We start from the raw sequence: 18,677 nt of genomic DNA, 5'->3' as shown, positions 1-18,677 counted from the left end.
AGCGCTGATCGGCATCGCCACGGTCTTGTCGGCCGTGTTCATCCCGATGGCCTTCTTCTCCGGTTCGGTCGGCGTCATCTACCGGCAGTTCTCGGTGACGATCGTCTCGGCGATGGTGCTGTCCGTCATCGTTGCCCTCGTTCTGACACCAGCCCTGTGCGCCACCATTCTCAAGAACCCGGCGCATGGGACACGTGAGCGCGGCCTGTTCGGCTGGTTCAACCGCAATTTCGAGCGGGGAACGCGCGGTTATCAGCGCACCATCCATGGCATGATCCGCCGTGGTGCCGTGTTCCTCGTCATTTTCGTCCTGATCGGCGTCGGTGTCGGTTATCTCTTCAACCGCTTGCCGAGTTCCTTCCTTCCGGAAGAGGATCAGGGACGCCTTCTGACCAGCATTCAGCTGCCTCCCGGCGCGACCGCTGAACGCACCCGCAAAGTGCTCGATCAGGTCATGAATTATTATCTCAACAACGAGAAGGACTATGTCGACGGTGTCTTTGGCAGCGTCGGCTTCAATTTCAGCGGTCAGGGCCAGAACGTTGCCGTTGCCTTCGTAGATCTGAAGGACTTCGATCAGCGCAGGGCGCCGCAAGCCTCCGCCCAAGCGATCGCCAGACGCGCGATGGCCGCCTTTTCCAAGATCAAGGACGGCAATGTCTTCGCGCTGGCGCCGCCGGCAATTCCCGGCTTCGGCAATAATAGCGGCTTCGATTTCTACATCAAGGATATCAACGGCGCAGGTCACACCGCATTGATCGCCGCCCGCAACCAGTTCTTGGGTGCGGCGTCGGGAAGCACGAAGCTGAGCGGCACGCGCCCGAACGGATTGGACGATACGCCGCAATATTCGATCCATATCGATCAGGAGAAGGCTCGCGCCTTGAACGTCGATCTGGCGGATATCAATGGGACCTTGTCGACCGCCTGGGGCGGCACCTATGTCAACGACTTCATCGACCGCGGCCGCGTCAAGAGAGTCTATGTGCAGGCAGACAGCAAGTTCCGCATGCAGCCGGAGGATTTCGATCGCTGGTATGTGCGCAATTCCAGTGGCGACATGGTGCCATTCTCGGCCTTCGCCTCAGGTATCTGGACCTATGGTTCGCCGCGCCTGGAGCGTTATAATGGTGCCTCTGCCGTCGAAATCCAGGGTGCCGCTGCTCCCGGTGTCTCCTCGGGCGACGCCATGAACGAGATCGATAGGATCATGGCGACACTGCCGCCCGGCTTCAGTCATGATTGGACCAGCCTGTCCGCCCAGGAAAAGCTCTCCGGCAACCAGGCAAGCCAGCTCTATGCGATCTCGATCCTGGTCGTCTTCCTGGCACTCGCCGCCCTTTATGAGAGCTGGTCGATCCCGTTCGCCGTCATGCTGTCGGTGCCGATCGGCATCTTCGGCGCGTTGCTGGCCGCAACCATTTTCGGCCAGTCGAACGACGTCTACTTTAAGGTCGGCCTGCTGACAACAATCGGTCTGGCGGCAAAGAACGCCATCCTGATCGTCGAATTCGCCATCGAGCAGCAGAGTAAAGGCAAGGGCCTGATCGATGCGACGCTCGAGGCGGCAAGGCAACGTCTGAGGCCGATCCTGATGACCTCATTCGCGTTTATCCTCGGCGTGCTGCCGCTGGCGATCGCAAATGGGGCCGGTTCCGGCAGCCAGAACTCGATCGGCATCGGCGTCATGGGTGGCATGATCTCGGCGACCGTGCTCGGCATCTTCTTCATCCCGCTGCTCTTCGTCTCCGTCCGCCGTGTCTTCAAGGGCAAGAGATCGACCGATGCAACGGGGCAAGAACCGGACGTTGCCGCCGCGACGCCGGATACGCCGTAGCCAGCATGCATGTAGGCCCAGCGTCAGGGCTGGGCCTGCCGCAGATGATGACCGTTGGTTCGGAGCCACGATTAGTGGCCCCGACGCCCTCCATCAGCGATACGCTGCCCATTTTCGTCGAAGAGATGGACGGCGTTATGAGCCGGAGCGATACGCAAGGTATCGCCGGGTGCGGCCCTGATCCGCTCGCGGAACACGCAGGTGATCGTCTGCGTGCCGAGACGGGCAATCACCATCGTTTCGGATCCCGTCGGTTCGACGACGACGGTTTCCACCTCGATGCCGTCGGCCACCAGCTTGATATCCTCGGGGCGAATGCCATAGGTCACGGCGGTCGGCGGATATTGTTCGCTCGGCAGGATAAGCCCGTCGGTGGTACGGAAACCGGCGTTGGTCATGCTGCCCTTGATGAAATTCATCGCGGGAGAGCCGATGAAACCCGCGACGAAGAGATTGACCGGGCGGTCATAGAGCTCGAGCGGCGATCCGGATTGTTCGATCAGGCCATCCTTCATGACAACGATCTTGTCGGCCATCGTCATCGCTTCGATCTGATCATGCGTGACGTATATGGTTGTGGTCTGCAGTCGCTGGTGCATCTCCTTGATCTCGGAGCGCATCTGGACGCGAAGTTTCGCATCAAGGTTCGACAAGGGTTCGTCGAAGAGGAAGACGGCGGGATCGCGCACGATCGCCCGGCCCATGGCAACGCGCTGCCTCTGGCCGCCGGAAAGCTGCTTCGGATAGCGCTCGAGAAGGTTTTCGAGTCCTAGGATCTTTGCGGCATTGCTGACGCGCTGATCGATTTCCGCCTTCGGCATCCGCTTCAGCCGCAGGGAGAAGCCCATGTTCTTGGCGACCGTCATATGAGGATAGAGGGCATAATTCTGGAAGACCATCGCGATATCGCGATCCTTCGGCGCGAGATCGTTGACGATATGCTTGCCGATCTGGATATCGCCCGAGGTGATCCCCTCCAGGCCGGCGATCATTCTGAGCAGCGTGGATTTTCCGCAGCCCGAGGGGCCGACGAGCACGACGAACTCGCCGTCGCGGATATCCACCGACACGCCCTTGATCGCTTTGAACGCGCCATAATCCTTGCGCGCGTTGTTCACTCTGACATGTGCCATCTTCCGTCCCTCCGGATAGCTTCAAAGCCCGTTCAAGACCTTTCGGAGATAGGCAAGGCCGAGGCGCTCGCCCTCCTTTCGTTGAGCAAGATCCTTGCCCGGCCAACCGAAAGCTGCATCCTCGTGCTCGATCGACAGCGTGCCGTCAAAGCCATTGTCGCGCGCCTGACGCAGGAAGCGCGGCCAATCGAGAAGTCCATGGCCCGGCAGCTTGTATTGCCACCACCCTTTGCCATGATAGCCGACGGCCTGCTGAACGGCCGCATCGATCGCGGTATCCTTGGCATGAAGGATGGCGATGCGATCCTTGACCGCATCCATGGCGGCATAGGGATCGACGCCGATGCGGATGAGATGGGAAGGGTCGAATTCGAGGCCGAAGCGTCTGTTGGGAATTCGTTTGAAGAGCTCCTGCCAGCCTTTCGGCGTGGTACCGATGAAATTGTCCTTTGGGCCGGGCCAGTTCTCGATCGCGATGATAAGCCCGCTCGAGGTCGTCCGGGCGATCAGCCGGTTGGCGAAGTCGGCGAAATCATCATAATTGGCGTCCTCGTCGGCGGTATCGTCGCGGCCGGGAAAGATAATGAAGATAGGCACGTCCGCTTCACCGATCGCGTCGGCGAATTCCTCGGTGATGGCTCGAAGCTCGCCGCGTTTGGCGCGATCGGCGTCGAGCTGATTGCCGAAAAAGGCAATCGAGGAGACGAAGAGGTTTCGGTCGCGGGCAAGGGCGACCGCCGCTCGCACCTTGTCCGGCGTCTTGATATGGCCGCGGACATCGATTTCGATCGCATCGAATCCGGCTGAGGCGGCGAAATCCACCACCTCCTCGAATGGCCTGTCATTGAATGTCGACGTATAAAAACCGATCCTCATCAAAATCCTCCCTGCGGCCGCGACAGCCGGCTCAGTTGTTCAGGCGGTCCATGAATTTGAGTGGTGAACGCGTGCGCTGGACCTCGTCGGCCGAGGCGAGCATGAGGGCTGCCGCCATCGGCATTGCTGCAGCGCCGATCGCACAGGCGTCCTCGCCGAGCGAGGCACGGTGGATCGATGGCAGTGTTGCATCCTCCATATCAAGGTGGTCGTGGACATAGCGCAGCAGCTCATCGATCATGCGGATTGGCAGGCGACCGCCTAGGATAATGGCGTCGGGATCGACGATCATGCCGATGTGCTTGACCGCAACGGCCAGATGCGCGCTCATCGTCTTCAGCCATTGCGAGACCAGTTTCCTGCCGCGGGCATCCAGCGTGAGGAGGTCCGAGGGCACGCTTGCCTCGATGCCATGTTCGCCCAGGAACTTGTAGAGGAAGAAGAGCGAGAATATTTCGCCGAGAAGCTCGACTTTCTGGCCTCCCCTGTGACGTGGATCGACGATTGGCAGCCATCCGATCTCTCCGCTTAGGCCCATGGCGCCGCGATGGCCGGCGCCGTCGAGCACAAGCCCGCCACCGGGGCAGGCATTGACTGAAATATAGAAGAAGCTGCGGCTTTCGGCGCCAAGCCCGTAGTCGAGTTCGGCAAGTGCTGCCGCATTGGTTTCGTTCTCGATGAAGACGGGATGCTGTGTCAGGTTTTCCAATGCGGCCCGCACATCGAAATCCATCCACTCTCCGTAATCGTCGGGCTTGCCCAGGAAGGCGATCTCGCCGAGCCAGTCCGGCATCGCAAGTCCGATACCGGCCAGATGCGCGTCGTCGATCAGACGGCTTCGCTGGAAGTGCGATATCGCATCAGCGGTCAGCTGCATGAATTCGCCGGGCAGGATGTAGCGCTTCTCATGATGGACGCGGGCGCGCACGTTGCCGACAGCATCGGCTGCAAGGATCGTCAGATGATCGCGATCGATATTGATGCCGATCGCAAAGAAGGCGTCGGGGTTGATCTCAAGCTCAATCGCCGGCTGCCCCCTCAGACCGTGGCGCCGGCGGGCTTCGATGATCAGCCCTTCGTCCAGCAGGCGATCGACGATGCGGGCGATCGCCGGCTTGGTGAAGCCGGTCTGCCGGGCGATTTCCGCACGCGAAATCGGTGCCTGCCGGTGGATGCAGCGCAAAACGACGGCTCGATTATGTTCGCCCGCATCCTCGACATTGGCTCCGGTCAGGTCGGGAGACAGTTTGACACCGGTCGTTTGGTTCATCGTCGGGATCCTTTATCAGTCTGGCACGCGCAAACCGGCCTCATCCCTTTACCGAGCCACTGGTCATGGAGCCAAGGATCAGCCGCTGCAGCGACAGGAACGCCACGATCGCCGGTACGACGGAGATGAGGCAGGCGGCCGCCAGCAGCTGGATGGACGAGTCGGTTTGCATGCCACGGAAGTTAAAGATCCCGACACCGATCGGCATCAAATTGTTTTGCGTGAGCAGCAGAAAAGGCACGAGGAATTGCGACCAGCCGGCAATCACGGTGATGATGAAGACGGAGGCGATGCCCGGTGCCGACAGGGGCAGCACGATCCGCCAGAAGACGGAGAAACGGTTGCATCCGTCGATCATCGCGGCTTCGTCCAGGCTGCGGGGAATTCCTTCGACCGTGCTCTTCAGGAGCCATGTCGCAAGCGGCACGCCGAGCGCGATATAGACCATCGTCACGGCGAAATGCGTATCGAGCAGGCCAAGGCGGTTCATGTAACGATAGAGCGGCACCATGATGACCAGCGGCGAGATCATCTGAAAGAGCAGAAGCCCCATCATAGACAGGCCCTTGCCGCGGAACTGGAAGCGCGAGAAGGCGTAGGCCGCGGGCATGGCAACGATCAAAACGCCGAAGCCGCTCAGAGCCGCAAGCTTCAGGCCGTTCCAGAGATAGAGCGGGAAGTAGCTGTTGTTGAGCACGGTGATGAAATTGTCGATGGTGGGATTGTGCGGGATATAGCGCGCCACGCCGCGATAGATCTCCCGTTTATCGCGTAGCGCCATCGACAGCAGGTAGGTGAGGGGGCCGGCGAAGAAGACGAACATCGTCAGCATGAAGAGATAGCTCAGTAAATCACCGAAGCGCGTGCCGGTGCGCCTGCTCATCGTTCATCCTCCTTCGGCAGGAATGATGCGTAGACGACGGCCAGTCCGAGGCTGATGATGAGCATCAGCACCGAGAGCACACTGCCGCCGGACAGATCGTAGTTGCGGAAGACGATGTTGAAGACATAGAGCGATATGACTTCGGTAGCGCGGCCGGGCCCGCCGCCCGTCAGCGTTATGATCGCGTCGAAAGTGTTGAGCGTCATGATGGTGATGAGGATCATGTTGACGAGAATGGCGGCGCGCAGCTGCGGAATGGTGATGAAGAAGAACTGCTGCGAGCCCGTCGCACCATCCACTTCCGCCGCTTCGTAGAGCGAGGGATCTATGGCTTTCAATGCGGCATACATGACGACCATCGAGAATGCCGTTCCGCGCCAGATGTTCGAAATCAGCGCCGACCAAGGTGCGATCACAGGATCGGAAAGCCAGGCGACCGTCGGCAGGTGCATGAGCCGCAGAATGCTGTTCAGCGCACCATAGGGTGCTTCCGAAAACAGCATCTGCCAGATGATGCCGCCGGCAATGCCGGGCACGACCCAGGCGATGAGCGCCGTGGTTCTGAGAATCGTTGTGCCGAACAGGCCGCGCTTTTCTCCGCGAACGACGACGACGGCAACGGCAAGGCCAAGAATCTGCTGGCCGACGACGCTGCCGCCGACGAAGACGAGGGTTGCCCAGAGAATGTCGGGAAGCTGCGGCGAACTCAGCATGTTCGCAATGGAAGCGAGCGTATAATCCTGATTGTCGCCGATCAGCGTGGCGTTGGTGAAGGACAGGCGGAATACGTCGATCACCGGATAGAGATAGAAGATTCCGATGACGATGATCACGGGCATGATCCAGGGAAGCGGCGCTCCGGCGAAGCGGCGCATGAACGATCTGCTGTGCGGCCGGGTGGCAGCCTCGATGGCGATTGGGGTCATTGGGCTTCTCTGTCCGGGTTAGACACTGTCGGCAACGCCCGCAAGGGCGCTGCCGCGATCACAATCGTTAGAGACGCTTGTAAGCCTCCATCGTCGCCTTGAATGCCGCGTTTAGGGCTTCTTCCGGCTGCTTGGTTCCCGAGAGGACGTCGCCCATCATGATCTGGATCTGGTTGGAGATTTCCGGATAGATCGGCGCGCCCGGGCGGGCCTGGCCGTTGGCGAGAGCTTCGGCAAAGGTCTTGTTGGCTTCGGTCGCGAAGACCTCATATTTGTCGAAGAGCGATTTGCGTGTCGGCAATTGCTGCTGCAAAGCATTGCCCGGCCCCATATAGATGTCGCGGGCAAGATTGGCGCACATCTCGACCTTATCCTTGTCCTTGCTGAAGGAGGCGATCGTCCAGCCGCCCGTGCCGGTCGAGCGCTGATCGGCCGTTGGGCCGGGAATCGGCGAGAAGGTCCAGTTGGCGAATTCGTCCGGGTCCAGCGTTGCCTTTAACTGGGCGAGCTGCCAGTTGCCGCCGATGAAGAGCGCCGTGGTTCCGGCAGCCGCCGCGGCGTTCAGGTCGTCATAGTTGCCAATCGTCGTTACGCGCTTGGGTGCGGCACCGGAATCGACGAGATCCTTGTAGTAGGTCAGCGCCTTGAGGAACTTCTCCTTGTTTTCGCCTTCGCCGAAAACAGGCTTGCCGCTATCGTCGACGAGCTTGCCGCCGAGCGCCCAGTAATTGGCAAGCCAGTCGAAGGTCGAGCCCTCATAGCGGCCGGCATTGAAGAGGATGCCTTCCATGCCCTCCTTGACGGAGGCGATGCCGGCCTTCTTCAGGTCGTCCCAGGTCTGCGGTGCGTCGGGAACGATGGATTTGTTTCGATAGAGCACACGAAGGTCGGTATCCCACCACCAGGCGCGAATCGTCTGATCCTTGTCAGTGATACCGTTGCGGATGAAGGGGAAGAGATCGGCGACTTCGTCCTTCGAAAAATAAGGCGTGAAGTCGGCGAGCACATGATTGACCATGAACTGCGAGAGGACGAAGGAGTCGACGGCGGCGCAATCCGGAGCATTGCCGGCCTTTGCCTGTTCGAGCATTTTTGCCTGTTCTGTGCCGATATCAGCCGACATGAACTGCATCTGCAGCTTCCAGTCGGGATGCTTCTTGATGAAATCGACGAAGAGCTTCTGATAGCCCTGGGCGATGGCTGGATCGGCATTGTTCTGACTATCGTTCGTGAGCCGGACAGTGAGTGTTTTCGGCGCGTCGGCGAGGCCGATCCTGTCCTTTGTCGCCAATTCTTGGGCAAATGCGGCAGGCACTGAAAACAACATTGTGCTCAGCGCTAGCGCGCTGACGAACGCTCTCTTCATGATGGGTCTCCTCCCCATTTTAAACGGATACAGCATGGTGGCCAGTTGACCTCTCCTCATTTCCATGCTGCACTAATTAGATTAAGTTACTTTGGTTTGATGTCAAGTCGCAGCTCGGGAGGATTGAGATGCTGATGACATTCGACAGCAGCTAGCGGCCTCAAGCCCCATTTCCCGATCACGGAACAGTCGAACCATCGTGGATATCGCGGTGGGCAGTGAGGCTTTTGCCTCGGCTGTGAAAATAGCCAAACCTGACATCTATGGAGGATCAGATGCGCCTACTCATTCTCGGCACGGGCGGAATGGCCAACAAGCATGCGGCAAGTTTCAAGGAGATCGAAGGCGTCAGCGTCGTGGGCGGCGTCGATGTCGTGCCCGAGCGGCTCGCCGCTTTTTGCTCGGAACACGGTATTCCCAATCGTTTTGCCTCGCTGGAAGAGGCCTTGGCCTGGGGCGAGTTTGACGCTGTTGCCAACGTGACGCCCGACGCTGTTCACCACCCGACGACGCTGCAGGCGATTGCGGCCGGCAAGCATGTCTTCTGCGAAAAGCCGCTTGCGACAGATGCGGCCAAGGCGATGGAAATGACCGAGGCTATCGAAAAAGCAGGCAAGGTCGGCATGGTGAATTTCACCTACCGCAATTCGCCTGCCTTGCAGAAGGGCCGGCAGATGGTGCTCGCCGGCGAGATCGGCGCGGTGAGGCATGTCGAAGCCTCTCATCTGCAGAGTTGGCTTGTTGGCCGGCATTGGGGAGATTGGAAGTCGGAGAGCAAATGGCTGTGGCGCCTCAGCAGGAAGCACGGTTCGAACGGCGCGCTCGGCGACATCGGTATCCATATCGTCGACTTTGCGTCCTATGGTTCCGGACTTGATGTTGCTCATGTTTTCGCGCGGCTGAAGACCTTCAGCAAGGCGCCGGGCGACAGGATCGGCGAATACGATCTCGATGCGAATGACAGCTTCACAATGAATGTCGACTTCACGACGGGAGCGATCGGCACGATCCAGGCGACGCGCACCGCCGCGGGGCAGATGGACCAGCTGCGCTTGAGGGTTTACGGCGAGACAGGCTCGATCGAGATCATCTACGACACAGGAAAATCGACGCTCCGCGCCTGTCTCGGCGAAGATGTTCACACGGCGACCTGGTGTGATATCCCCTTCGATGACGTTGAGACGAACTACCAGCGCTTCGTTCAGGCCGTCAGGATGGGCACGACCCAGGAACCCTCCTTCCGCCGCGCGGCAAACATACAGAAGGTCCTGGACAAGGCACTCGCCTCGGACATCAGCCATAAAGACGAGGCGCTTGCCTGAATCCAGAAGCGAGATTCAGCCGGAGACCGGCGGCAGAAGAGTGTTGAGGAGAGGCAGAAGTGCCGCTCCCAGCGCCACGCCGCCGCCGCTGAAGCTTGCCGGCTTCATCGGTGAAATCCAGGGCGTCAGGAATGGCCGTTTCGACGTGTCGCGGCGCTCGACGGAAAGCTGATGGATCAGCGCCTCGATGACGCCGCGCGGCAGGTCGCCGCCGATCATGATCACGCTCGGCGCGATGAAGCCGGCAATCGCGATGATCGGGTCGAGCAGATGGCTTGCGGCCTCGCGTATCCACTGCGCTATCAGCGGGGAAGATGGCTCCTCGCCTGCCAGAAGGCGCCGGAATTCGTCGTCGCTTACCAATCTGCGCAGCGCATCGAAGCCGGCGACCGTGTTCAAGCGGATATTGTCGGGACCGGTGCGCATCTCGCCGATATTGCCCGCGCGTCCATGAACGCCCGAATAGGGAACGCCACGAACGAGAAATCCGGCCTGGACATCCTCGTCGATGATGATCATCGCGAGCCCGCCTCTCGGTGCCGGTGTGCCGATCGTGCGCTCGGCGAGCAGGCTTGCCGTGCATTCGTTCTCGACATAGCTGCGCGGGAGTTTCGATGCGGCATCCAGTTGATCGCTTTCTTCCGGGCTCCAGTCATTCGAGCCAATACCCAGGCCGATGATCGGCAAGTCGGCACGGCGACCAATCATGTCCTCGATCGCCGAAAGGATTGATGCGACCCGCGTTGTCCGGGTGAGGGGAAAATAAATGCGGTCGTGAACCTGGCCGCTGAGATCGACGAGAACCGCTTCGCCGCGATTTTGACGGGCACGAATGCCGATCGAGAAGGCCCCTTCTGGCCGCAGGGCAAATTCAGTTGGGGTCGCACCCCCGCCGGCGCCATTGCGCCGATGCGATGTTACCAGCCCTTCATCGCCAAGCCGGCGCAGAATATTGGTGATTCCCGGCCCGGTCAGTCCGGAATGCTTTCCGAGCTCCATGCGGGTCAAAGGCCCGTGTCGGCGGATCGCCTCCAGGATGACGCGAATATTTCTATCGGCGATTTCTCCCGACCGCAGACCGAGGGTCTTGCCCCGCGTAACATCCGTCTCCTCCGGCGGGCGCCACCGTGGGCCGGATCGAAGATACCGCATGATCTATTTCCTTGCGCACCTTGACGCTTGTGTATCATGGACAAATGATGATGCCCCTAACTATCAGCATCGCCGGAAAAAATAATGCGCGGAACAAGACGTGGCTCTACGTCTTCATATGCTGATGCCAGTTTTCGGCACCATTCTCATGGCCACTCTGAATGCTGATCTTTGCTGGTTGAATCGACTTGCCGTGTACGTCGATTGATATTTTCCCGGCAGGCAACCGAAGAGGCGTGTCGGTCGTCTTTGGATTGCGATGGGAACGAAACGCCGGCTGCCGGAACTCTTCATTGTTTAGTGTCATTCATAAGTTCATGCAAATTGCCGCGTCTAATCGAGGCATGGCCATCACACTATATTCGGTGCCTCTGGCAAGCGATGAAGGATGACAATGAACTGGTCACAGGATGAGCTTTCGAAGATCGACGAGGCAGACGATCTGAAGATTGCGCCATTTCGCGAGGATGGTATCACCTACGGCACCCCGACCTGGATCTGGGAGGTTGTCGTCGATGGCAGTCTCTACGTGCGCGGCTACCATGGTCGGAGGTCTCGCTGGTATCAGGCGGCAGTCCGTCAGAAGGCCGGCCGGATCATCGCAGCAGGCGTGACACGAGAGGTCGCTTTCGAACCGGTTGAAGGGTCGATCAACGACCGCATCGACGATGCCTATCGCGCTAAATACGGCAAGAGCCAATACCTAGCTCCGATGATCAGCGCTCAAGCGCGTGTTGCTACCGTGAAGATCGTTCTGCGCGAGAATTTGTGAGGAAGCCGCCGGATCGGGATGATCTTCGCGCTACGCAATCGTCTGAGGAATGCAACGCGCCTGCCGCATCGCAGTGACGTCGGCCATTCGGCAGCAACTCGAAGAAGGAGAGCAATATGATCAAGCGTAAACTGGGCCAGGGTCTGGAGGTTTCCGCCTTGTCGCTCGGCGCTATGGGCTACGGTAAGGCGCGCGAGCTTCCTGACCGGGCGGAAATGGTCGCCCTTCTTCGCACTGCGGTCGAACGCGGCATGGATTTTTTCGATACCGCCGAAGTTTATGGCCCGTGGACGAATGAGGAAATGGTGGGAGAGGCGCTCGCCCCCGTCCGCGACAAGGTCAAGATCGCCACGAAATTTGGCTGGGACATCGATCAGGAAACAGGCCGGCATCGTGGTGGGGTCAACAGCAAGCCGGCGCAGATTCGCCGCTCTATCGAAGGCAGCCTGAAGCGTCTGCGCACTGACCATATCGATCTCTATTACCAGCACAGGGTCGATCCCGAAGTGCCGATAGAAGATGTCGCGGGGACGGTGAAGGATCTGATCGCGGAAGGAAAAGTATTGTGGTTCGGCTTGTCAGAAGCCGGCGCTCAGTCCATTCGGCGGGCACATGCCGTGCAGCCGGTTGCGGCATTGCAGAGCGAATATTCCCTCTGGACCCGCGAACCTGAGGCCGAAATCATTCCGACCATCGAGGCGCTCGGTATCGGGCTCGTTCCCTACAGCCCGCTGGGAAAAGGATTTCTGACCGGCACGATCGACGTCAATACCAAGTTCGACAGTTCCGATATCCGGGCCGAAACTCCTCGCTTCTCGGAGGAAGCCCGCATTGCCAACCAAAAGCTGGTCGACCTGATCCGCAAGATCGGCGAGAAGCATGGCGCGACACCGGCGCAGGTAGCGCTAGCCTGGCTCTTGGCCCGGAAGCCCTGGATTGTTCCTCTGTTCGGCACGCGCAAGCTCGAGCGGTTCGAGGAGAACATCGGCGCATTGGATATTGCTCTGGATCAGTCCGATCTCGACGAAATCGAACAGGCCAATATCGTGATCCAGGGCGCCCGCTACCCAGAGGCCATACTGCGCCGTTCTGGACTCTGAGTATCGTCGATGCCAGGCCCAGGCCGCTTTGGCGGGCATGCACTAACTCTCAGCTGATCGGCAAAGTCGCGTCCATCCTCGTGCATGCGAGGCGTCTGACGGGATGGATGCTCCACAACAATCAAATCGAAGGGAATGTCAATGAAACGGATCTTGGCGGCCACGGCGATCTCGCTCACGATGGGCGAGCCTGTCTTTGCTCAGGAAGGAATGGGCGGCGGAGCTATGCCAGAACATGCCTCGTCATTGACGACCGGCGACATCCGTTCGGTATCGCCCGCTCTCGGCCGGTACACCGAAGAAGATGTGGTTGGAAATCTGTGGCAGCGGCCACAGCTCTCGCGACGTGATCGCAGCATTGTTACGCTGTCGGTCCTGATCGCCCGAAACCAGGGTTTCGATCTGAGGCATTATGTAAATGTCGCTCTCGATAGCGGCGTCACTCCGAGTGAAGTCTCGGAGATCATAACTCATCTTGCCTTCTATTCAGGATGGCCGAATGCCATGTCTGCCATCGCCGTGACGAAGGATGTGTTTGCCGAACGCAATATTGCGGCCACTAAGCTTCCCGCGGCTTCTCCGCAATTGCTGCCTTTGAATGAGGAAGCCGAGCAGCGGCGCGCAGCGGCCGTTGAGAAAAATGTGGGACAGATTTCGCCGGGCTTGGTGCTCTTTACCGCCGAACCGCTCTTTCTCGATCTCTGGCAGCGGCCGGGTCTTGCGCCACGGGACCGGAGCCTTGTGACCGTAAGCTCGCTGATCGCTTCGGGCCAGAGTGCCCAGATCACCTATCACCTCAACCGGGCGATGGATAATGGCCTCACCGCTGAAGAAGCAGGAGAAGTCGTGGCCCAAACGGCCTTCTATGCAGGATGGCCGAACGCGTTCTCCGCTTCGACCGTTGTCGGTGAGGTATTGCGCAACCGACCGAAATGAACGCCAAATTGGTCGCCGAGAGCGTGAAGGAATGGCGACGCTGATCGGCATAATCACTGCCCCAACCGAAGCCGCTACTATTTCATGATCATGTGCTTTATAAATGAACATATGGTCATGAGAAGGAATCATGAGTGGAGCGACAGAACATCAACGACCTGATGGTGTTCCTGCTGGTCGCGAGAGAACGCAGTTTCACCAAAGCCGCCGCTAAGCTCGGAGTTTCACAGTCGGCGCTCAGTCACACGATTCGCCAGCTCGAGGAGCGGCTTGGCGTGCGGCTGCTGACGAGAACGACGCGCAGCGTCTCGCCAACCGAGGCCGGCGAGCGGATGCTTACCAGCGTTGGTCCACTTTTTGATGAAATCGGAACGGCGATCGATGGCCTCAACGCACTGCGCGAAAAACCTGCCGGCACCATCCGTTTGACGGCAGGCGATTACCAGATCCAGCATTACATTTGGCCGAAGCTTCGAAGCTTTCTTCACCAGTATCCGGACATCAGGCTTGAGCTGGATGTAAATTACGGCTTGCAGGACATCGTCAGCGATCGTTACGACGCAGGCGTACGTTTTGGCGAACAGATCGCCAAGGACATGATCTCCGTTCGGATCGGTCCGGATGTGCGCTTCGCGGTGGTCGCCGCGGAGTCCTATTTTGCTTCTCGGGATATCCCGGGACATCCAAAAGAGTTGACCCAGCATCGCTGTATCAATCTTCGACTTCCGACATATGGTGGTCTCTACGCCTGGGAATTCGAGGAGCAAGGACGCGAAGTGAAGGTCAGGGTGGACGGACAGCTCGTCTTCAACACCATCTATAATGTTCTCGAGGCGGCGCTCGACGGCTTCGGTTTTGCCTATGTCCCCGAAGATATCGCCAAGCCCCATCTCGAAACCGGGCGGCTGCACCGGTTTCTTGAGGATTATTCACCCTATTGGGAGGGTTTTCACCTGTACTATCCCAGCCGCCGTCAATCCTCTCCAGCATTTTCCCTTCTTGTGAACGCATTGCGTCATTCAACATGATTGGACACTGGGCGAATTAAACAGCCTCCTGGCCGAAAAGTTTCGGCAATTCGCTGGCAAGAGCGTCGATCGCGAGCCTGGACCGTAACGGCAGATGCTGTGCAGCCGGCCAGACGGCATAGGCTTCGATCGTCGCACTTGGCCTGTCCGTCCAAAGTTCAACCAGTCTGCCAGCGCGTATGTGATTGCTGATGAGCCAGTGGGGCTGCCACGCAAGTCCCATGCCTTCGACCGCAGCATCCGTGATAGCTTCAAGATCATCGAAACGGAGTCTGGAACTGACGGGCACATCAACGAGGTCCCCCGATACGTCCGGAAGCCGCCAAGGTAACGCATAATCGTTGCGCCAATAGACGAGCATGTCGTGATCCCTCAACTCGGCAAGGGAATGCGGCTGTCCGCGTTCTGCAAGATATGCGGGAGACGCACACAGCGCCTTGCGCTGGCCGACGAGCCGCCGAGCGCGCAACGACGTCCCATTGCCAAGCGCGCCGTTGCGTACGGCAAGGTCGAAACCATCGGCGATCATATCAACCTGACGATCGTTGAAGCTGAGTTCGAGTTCGAGCTTCGGATGCTGGCGAGCATAGGAACGCAGAATGGGCGCAACGCAGTAGCGGCCAAACAAGACAGGTAGTGACACGCGAAGCTTGCCAACGACCTCGCGGCGTCCCGTTTCCAAGAGGGATTCGCCCGTGCGCAATTCCTCGATGGCACGCAGACAGCGCTCGTAATATTGCTGGCCGTCTTCAGTCAGACATTGCGTGCGCGTCGTTCGTTGAAACAGGCGGACGCCCAGCCGCTCTTCCAGCCGTGCAATGGCTTTGCCGACTGCGGAGGGCGTGAGGGACAGCCGATCGGCCGCGCGTTTGAACCCTCCAGCTTCGACCGCTTCTACAAAAACTTCTATCCCGTCAAATCTGTCGCGCATGGCGAAACCTTTTCAGACGCCTTTATGGCGCGATTGCGGAATTCCAGGAAGTAAAGAAGTGAAAAACAATCGCCACTACTGAATACCATTCTAAGATATTGATGAGATCAAGCAAATGACATTTTTCAGTGCGGTTGGGGCAGTTCGCCCCAAAATCGTTTCCCGTCATGCGCATTTTCATTGCAGGAAGATGATCAAGTTGTTGATTTCAATCGTATATGACAGTGGCTTCGGCCACACCGCGCGCGTTGCCGAGGCTGTGGCGGCCGGGATTGGTGAAGTACGAGAGGCCGAGGTGAAACTGATCGCCGTCGCGGACGGGCCGATGGACTGGGAAGCGCTCGAGCGCAGCGATGCCATCATCTTCGGATCGCCGACCTATAACGGCCTGATCAGCGCCAAGCTCAAGCAGTTCTTCGAGGATTCGACCAAGGCGGCGTGGTCGGCCCAAAAGTGGCGCAACAAGATTGCGGCCGGCTTTACGAATTCCGGAGCCCAGCATGGCGACAAGCTGAACTCGCTCATATCGATTGCTCTATTCGCAGCCCAACACGGCATGATCTGGGTCGGCCTCGATATGATGCCGGGCAACAGCAGCAGCACCGGCAGCGTGGACGATCTCAACCGGCTGGGAAGCTGGCTGGGGGTCATGACCCAATCCAACGTGGACCAGGCCCCGAACGACGCGCCGATCGGCAGCGACTTGAAAACGGCTCAATACCTCGGCCGGCGCGTGGCGGAGACGACCCGCCGGTTCCAGCCCACCCGTCTGTAAACCAAGGAAACCTGATCATGAAATTGCTTTGTCTCGACGTGCCACAGCCTGGCGCCTCGCTGGAGAAATATGGGCCGCATATGCAGGATGAGGCCCGTCACGCCTGGCAGATGTACAAAGGCGGTATCATCCGTGACATCTACTTCAGGCAGGACCGTCCCGGTGTTGCCATCATCGCGGAAGCAGAGTCCATCGAAGCCGCCAAGGCGGCGCTTGCCGAATTCCCCCTCGCCAAGGCTGGCCTGATCGGTTGGGAGGTGATTCCGCTCGGTCCTTTTACGAACTGGGAATCGCTCTTCGCTCCCGGCAACGCCTGATCTCATCTTCGTTCGAGCGATTGGCGCGCGGCTGAGCCGCGGATGTCGAGATCATCCCCATCCAGAAGATCAATGAAGCCTGTGAGCCATGTTGAAGAGCGACGTGAACTATCGCTTCGCGATCGCCATGGCCTCGCTTAAATCCCGAGGGAACCGACCATGGCAAATACAATCAAGCCCATCCTGTGTGTAGTCACCAGTCACCCGATCCGGGGCGATAGCGGCGAGCCGACCGGGTTTGCCATGGTCGAACTCACACATCCGCTGGAAGTCTTTGGCGAAGCTGGAATTCCCTACGAAATCGCTTCGATCCGCGGCGGCCACCCGCCGATCGACTTCTTCGATCTGTCCGATGCGGCCAATGCCCGCTATTGGAAGGATAAGGAGTTCCGCAGCGCGCTGGCCAACTCATTGATCCTGAAGGATCTCGATCCGTCGCGCTACTCGGCAGTCTTCTTCGCCGGCGGGCATGGCACGATGTGGGATTTTGCCGACAGCGAGGCAGTACAAAAGGTCATCCGCGAAATCTGGGAAGCGGGCGGCATCGTCTCGGCTGTCTGTCATGGCCCCGCCGCGCTGGTGAATGCGACACTGTCCGACGGCAGTTATCTCGTGGCTGGCAAGAAGCTTGCCTCCTTTACCGATGAGGAGGAAGCCGAGGTCAAATATACGAATGTGGTTCCATATCTTCTGGCGACCACTCTCAAGCAACGCGGCGCCCTGCATCAGGCTGCGGCCAATTGGTCGGAGAACATCGTCACCGATGGCCGTTTGATCACTGGGCAGAATCCAGCTTCGGCGCATGGCGTCGGCCAAGCTCTCGTCGAGCGATTGACCGCCAGCGGCTGAGCGACGGTCTCCGGCTCCCTTTCAGCGAGCCATCCTCCGTGCACGGACCGGCAAAAGCTGAAATCACCGAGAAGCAAAATATAAAGGTTTCAGGGATGAAGATCATCGCGATCGAAGAACACATCCTTCCTCACGAGGTAAAGGATGCGTGGAACACCATACCCGGCGCCGGTGACGGGACACTCGGTCTCAATCAGGGAGTGATCGGCGAGCGGCTTGCCGATATCGGAGACCAACGGCTGGCTCTAATGGACGAAACGGGCGTTGATGTTCAGGTTCTCTCCTTGACGACACCCGGCCTCAATAACCTCGGCCGTCAAGGCATCGATCTCGCGCGGCGTGCCAATGACCTGCTGGCGGAGGCCGTCGCTACCAATCCGTCCCGTTTTCAGGCTATGGCGGCTCTGCCATCCGCTAAGGCTGACGCGGCGGCGTTGGAGTTACAACGATCCATCAACGATCTTAGCTGCAAGGGTGCCGTTCTTTTCGGACGGGTCGGCAACAAAAATCTGGACCATTCGATCTTCGAGCCGACTTTTGCCTGTGCGGCGGAGCTCAATATCCCGCTCATGATCCATCCGCAAATTCCGCAGACGAGCGTGCGCAACTCCTATTATACGGGCTTCGGTGCTCCCGTCGATCTCGCTCTGTCCTCTTTCGCGCTTGGATGGCATTTCGAGGCGGGTGTCCAGTTCGTGCGCCTGATCCTGGGAGGGGTTTTCGACCGCTATCCAACCCTTCAGGTGATCCTGGGCCATTGGGGCGAGCTGGTGCTTTTCTATCTTGAACGGCTCGTCATGCTTGACCGGGCGTCCGAGCTCCAGCGGCCGTTCATCGAGTATGTTCGAAACAATCTCTATCTCACCGCCAGCGGAATGTTCAGCCCGTCCTACCTGCAACAGGCCATCGATACTGTCGGGATTGATCGAATCCTATTCTCGACCGACTACCCGTACCAATACCGTCCAGGAGGCGACGCACGACGTTTCATAGACGGCCTGGACCTAGACGATACCAGCAAAGCGAAGTTCGCTTATCGAAACTGGGAGAACCTAACCGCAAGGCGTGTCGAGGTTCGGCCACCATCGCATCCAGGTATTTGTGGCGAGCGGTAATATGGAGGCGTTCGTATCGATGCAAGTACCTAGCCAAGCCATACTGAGCTGGAGCAAAAGGTACCGGCAGAGCTTCTGATCTAGCTACT

18 protein-coding genes are annotated in these 18,677 nt (G+C 58.9%); 10 read left to right on the top strand and 8 right to left on the bottom strand.

Annotated features, from left to right (window positions below; all coding sequences use genetic code 11):
- Window positions 1–1,837: efflux RND transporter permease subunit (locus AC13RM_RS04805; RefSeq protein WP_488554649.1), on the top strand; the 1,837-nt coding region annotated here is incomplete at its 5' end.
- 71 nt (window positions 1,838–1,908) lie between these two features.
- On the opposite strand, the gene AC13RM_RS04800 is transcribed toward AC13RM_RS04805, so the two are convergent.
- The 6 genes from AC13RM_RS04800 to AC13RM_RS04775 all read right to left on the bottom strand — a co-directional run bounded on the left by AC13RM_RS04800 (window position 1,909) and on the right by AC13RM_RS04775 (window position 8,291).
- Window positions 1,909–2,970, bottom strand: a complete 1,062-nt coding sequence (locus AC13RM_RS04800) for an ABC transporter ATP-binding protein (RefSeq protein ID WP_440479886.1) — start codon at window positions 2,968–2,970, stop codon at window positions 1,909–1,911.
- A 21-nt stretch (window positions 2,971–2,991) separates the two neighbouring features.
- A complete protein-coding gene (locus AC13RM_RS04795) occupies window positions 2,992–3,846 on the bottom strand; it encodes a sugar phosphate isomerase/epimerase family protein (RefSeq protein ID WP_440479885.1) in 855 nt (284 codons plus the stop codon).
- 31 nt (window positions 3,847–3,877) lie between these two features.
- Window positions 3,878–5,116 carry an ROK family transcriptional regulator gene (locus AC13RM_RS04790; RefSeq protein ID WP_440479884.1) on the bottom strand — a complete coding sequence of 413 codons (1,239 nt, stop codon included), beginning with the start codon at window positions 5,114–5,116 and terminating at the stop codon, window positions 3,878–3,880.
- A gap of 40 nt (window positions 5,117–5,156) precedes the next feature.
- Window positions 5,157–5,999 (bottom strand): carbohydrate ABC transporter permease, encoded by an 843-nt coding sequence (locus AC13RM_RS04785; RefSeq protein ID WP_440479883.1) that lies wholly within the window; start codon window positions 5,997–5,999, stop codon window positions 5,157–5,159.
- Window positions 5,996–6,925: a carbohydrate ABC transporter permease gene (locus tag AC13RM_RS04780; RefSeq protein ID WP_440479882.1), complete on the bottom strand. Its 930-nt coding sequence runs from the start codon at window positions 6,923–6,925 to the stop codon at window positions 5,996–5,998. Before AC13RM_RS04780 ends, AC13RM_RS04785 begins: the two co-directional genes overlap by 4 nt.
- A 67-nt stretch (window positions 6,926–6,992) precedes the next feature.
- On the bottom strand, window positions 6,993–8,291 hold the full coding sequence (locus AC13RM_RS04775) for a type 2 periplasmic-binding domain-containing protein (protein ID WP_374822321.1): 1,299 nt from the start codon (window positions 8,289–8,291) through the stop codon (window positions 6,993–6,995).
- 275 nt (window positions 8,292–8,566) lie between these two features.
- Here AC13RM_RS04775 and AC13RM_RS04770 point away from each other — a divergent pair, with 275 nt between their 5' ends.
- On the top strand, window positions 8,567–9,613 hold the full coding sequence (locus AC13RM_RS04770; protein ID WP_113232656.1) for a Gfo/Idh/MocA family protein: 1,047 nt from the start codon (window positions 8,567–8,569) through the stop codon (window positions 9,611–9,613).
- A 15-nt stretch (window positions 9,614–9,628) separates the two neighbouring features.
- Here the strand turns inward: AC13RM_RS04770 and AC13RM_RS04765 are convergent, their stop codons facing one another.
- Entirely contained in the window at window positions 9,629–10,765 is a 1,137-nt protein-coding gene (locus AC13RM_RS04765; RefSeq protein ID WP_488554648.1) for an ROK family protein, read from the bottom strand.
- 394 nt (window positions 10,766–11,159) lie between these two features.
- On the opposite strand from AC13RM_RS04765, the gene AC13RM_RS04760 reads away from it, so the two are divergent.
- The 4 genes from AC13RM_RS04760 to AC13RM_RS04745 all read left to right on the top strand — a co-directional run bounded on the left by AC13RM_RS04760 (window position 11,160) and on the right by AC13RM_RS04745 (window position 14,601).
- Complete coding sequence (locus tag AC13RM_RS04760) at window positions 11,160–11,537, top strand: DUF2255 family protein (RefSeq protein ID WP_113232647.1); 378 nt, start codon at window positions 11,160–11,162, stop codon at window positions 11,535–11,537.
- Between the two features lie 116 nt (window positions 11,538–11,653).
- The gene (locus AC13RM_RS04755; protein ID WP_113232648.1) at window positions 11,654–12,637 is read left to right on the top strand and encodes an aldo/keto reductase; all 984 of its coding nucleotides are present in this window, start codon (window positions 11,654–11,656) and stop codon (window positions 12,635–12,637) included.
- 141 nt (window positions 12,638–12,778) lie between these two features.
- Entirely contained in the window at window positions 12,779–13,573 is a 795-nt protein-coding gene (locus AC13RM_RS04750; RefSeq protein ID WP_113232649.1) for a carboxymuconolactone decarboxylase family protein, read from the top strand.
- A gap of 134 nt (window positions 13,574–13,707) precedes the next feature.
- Window positions 13,708–14,601, top strand: a complete 894-nt coding sequence (locus AC13RM_RS04745) for a LysR family transcriptional regulator (protein ID WP_113232650.1) — start codon at window positions 13,708–13,710, stop codon at window positions 14,599–14,601.
- Between the two features lie 16 nt (window positions 14,602–14,617).
- On the opposite strand, the gene AC13RM_RS04740 is transcribed toward AC13RM_RS04745, so the two are convergent.
- Window positions 14,618–15,532 (bottom strand): LysR family transcriptional regulator, encoded by a 915-nt coding sequence (locus AC13RM_RS04740; protein WP_113232651.1) that lies wholly within the window; start codon window positions 15,530–15,532, stop codon window positions 14,618–14,620.
- Between the two features lie 199 nt (window positions 15,533–15,731).
- On the opposite strand from AC13RM_RS04740, the gene AC13RM_RS04735 reads away from it, so the two are divergent.
- The 4 genes from AC13RM_RS04735 to AC13RM_RS04720 all read left to right on the top strand — a co-directional run bounded on the left by AC13RM_RS04735 (window position 15,732) and on the right by AC13RM_RS04720 (window position 18,588).
- Window positions 15,732–16,307 (top strand): flavodoxin family protein, encoded by a 576-nt coding sequence (locus AC13RM_RS04735; protein WP_113232657.1) that lies wholly within the window; start codon window positions 15,732–15,734, stop codon window positions 16,305–16,307.
- Window positions 16,308–16,324: 17 nt separating this feature from the next.
- Complete coding sequence (locus tag AC13RM_RS04730; protein ID WP_113232652.1) at window positions 16,325–16,624, top strand: YciI family protein; 300 nt, start codon at window positions 16,325–16,327, stop codon at window positions 16,622–16,624.
- 159 nt (window positions 16,625–16,783) lie between these two features.
- Entirely contained in the window at window positions 16,784–17,473 is a 690-nt protein-coding gene (locus AC13RM_RS04725; protein WP_113232653.1) for a type 1 glutamine amidotransferase domain-containing protein, read from the top strand.
- Window positions 17,365–18,588 (top strand): amidohydrolase family protein, encoded by a 1,224-nt coding sequence (locus tag AC13RM_RS04720; protein ID WP_488554647.1) that lies wholly within the window; start codon window positions 17,365–17,367, stop codon window positions 18,586–18,588. Before AC13RM_RS04725 ends, AC13RM_RS04720 begins: the two co-directional genes overlap by 109 nt.
- The last annotated feature ends 89 nt before the right edge of the window (window positions 18,589–18,677 follow it).

Source organism: Martinezella sp. CNPSo 3732, from assembly GCF_057784515.1.
Note: the sequence above shows the minus strand (reverse complement) of the source record. Positions and strands in the feature narration are given on the sequence as shown.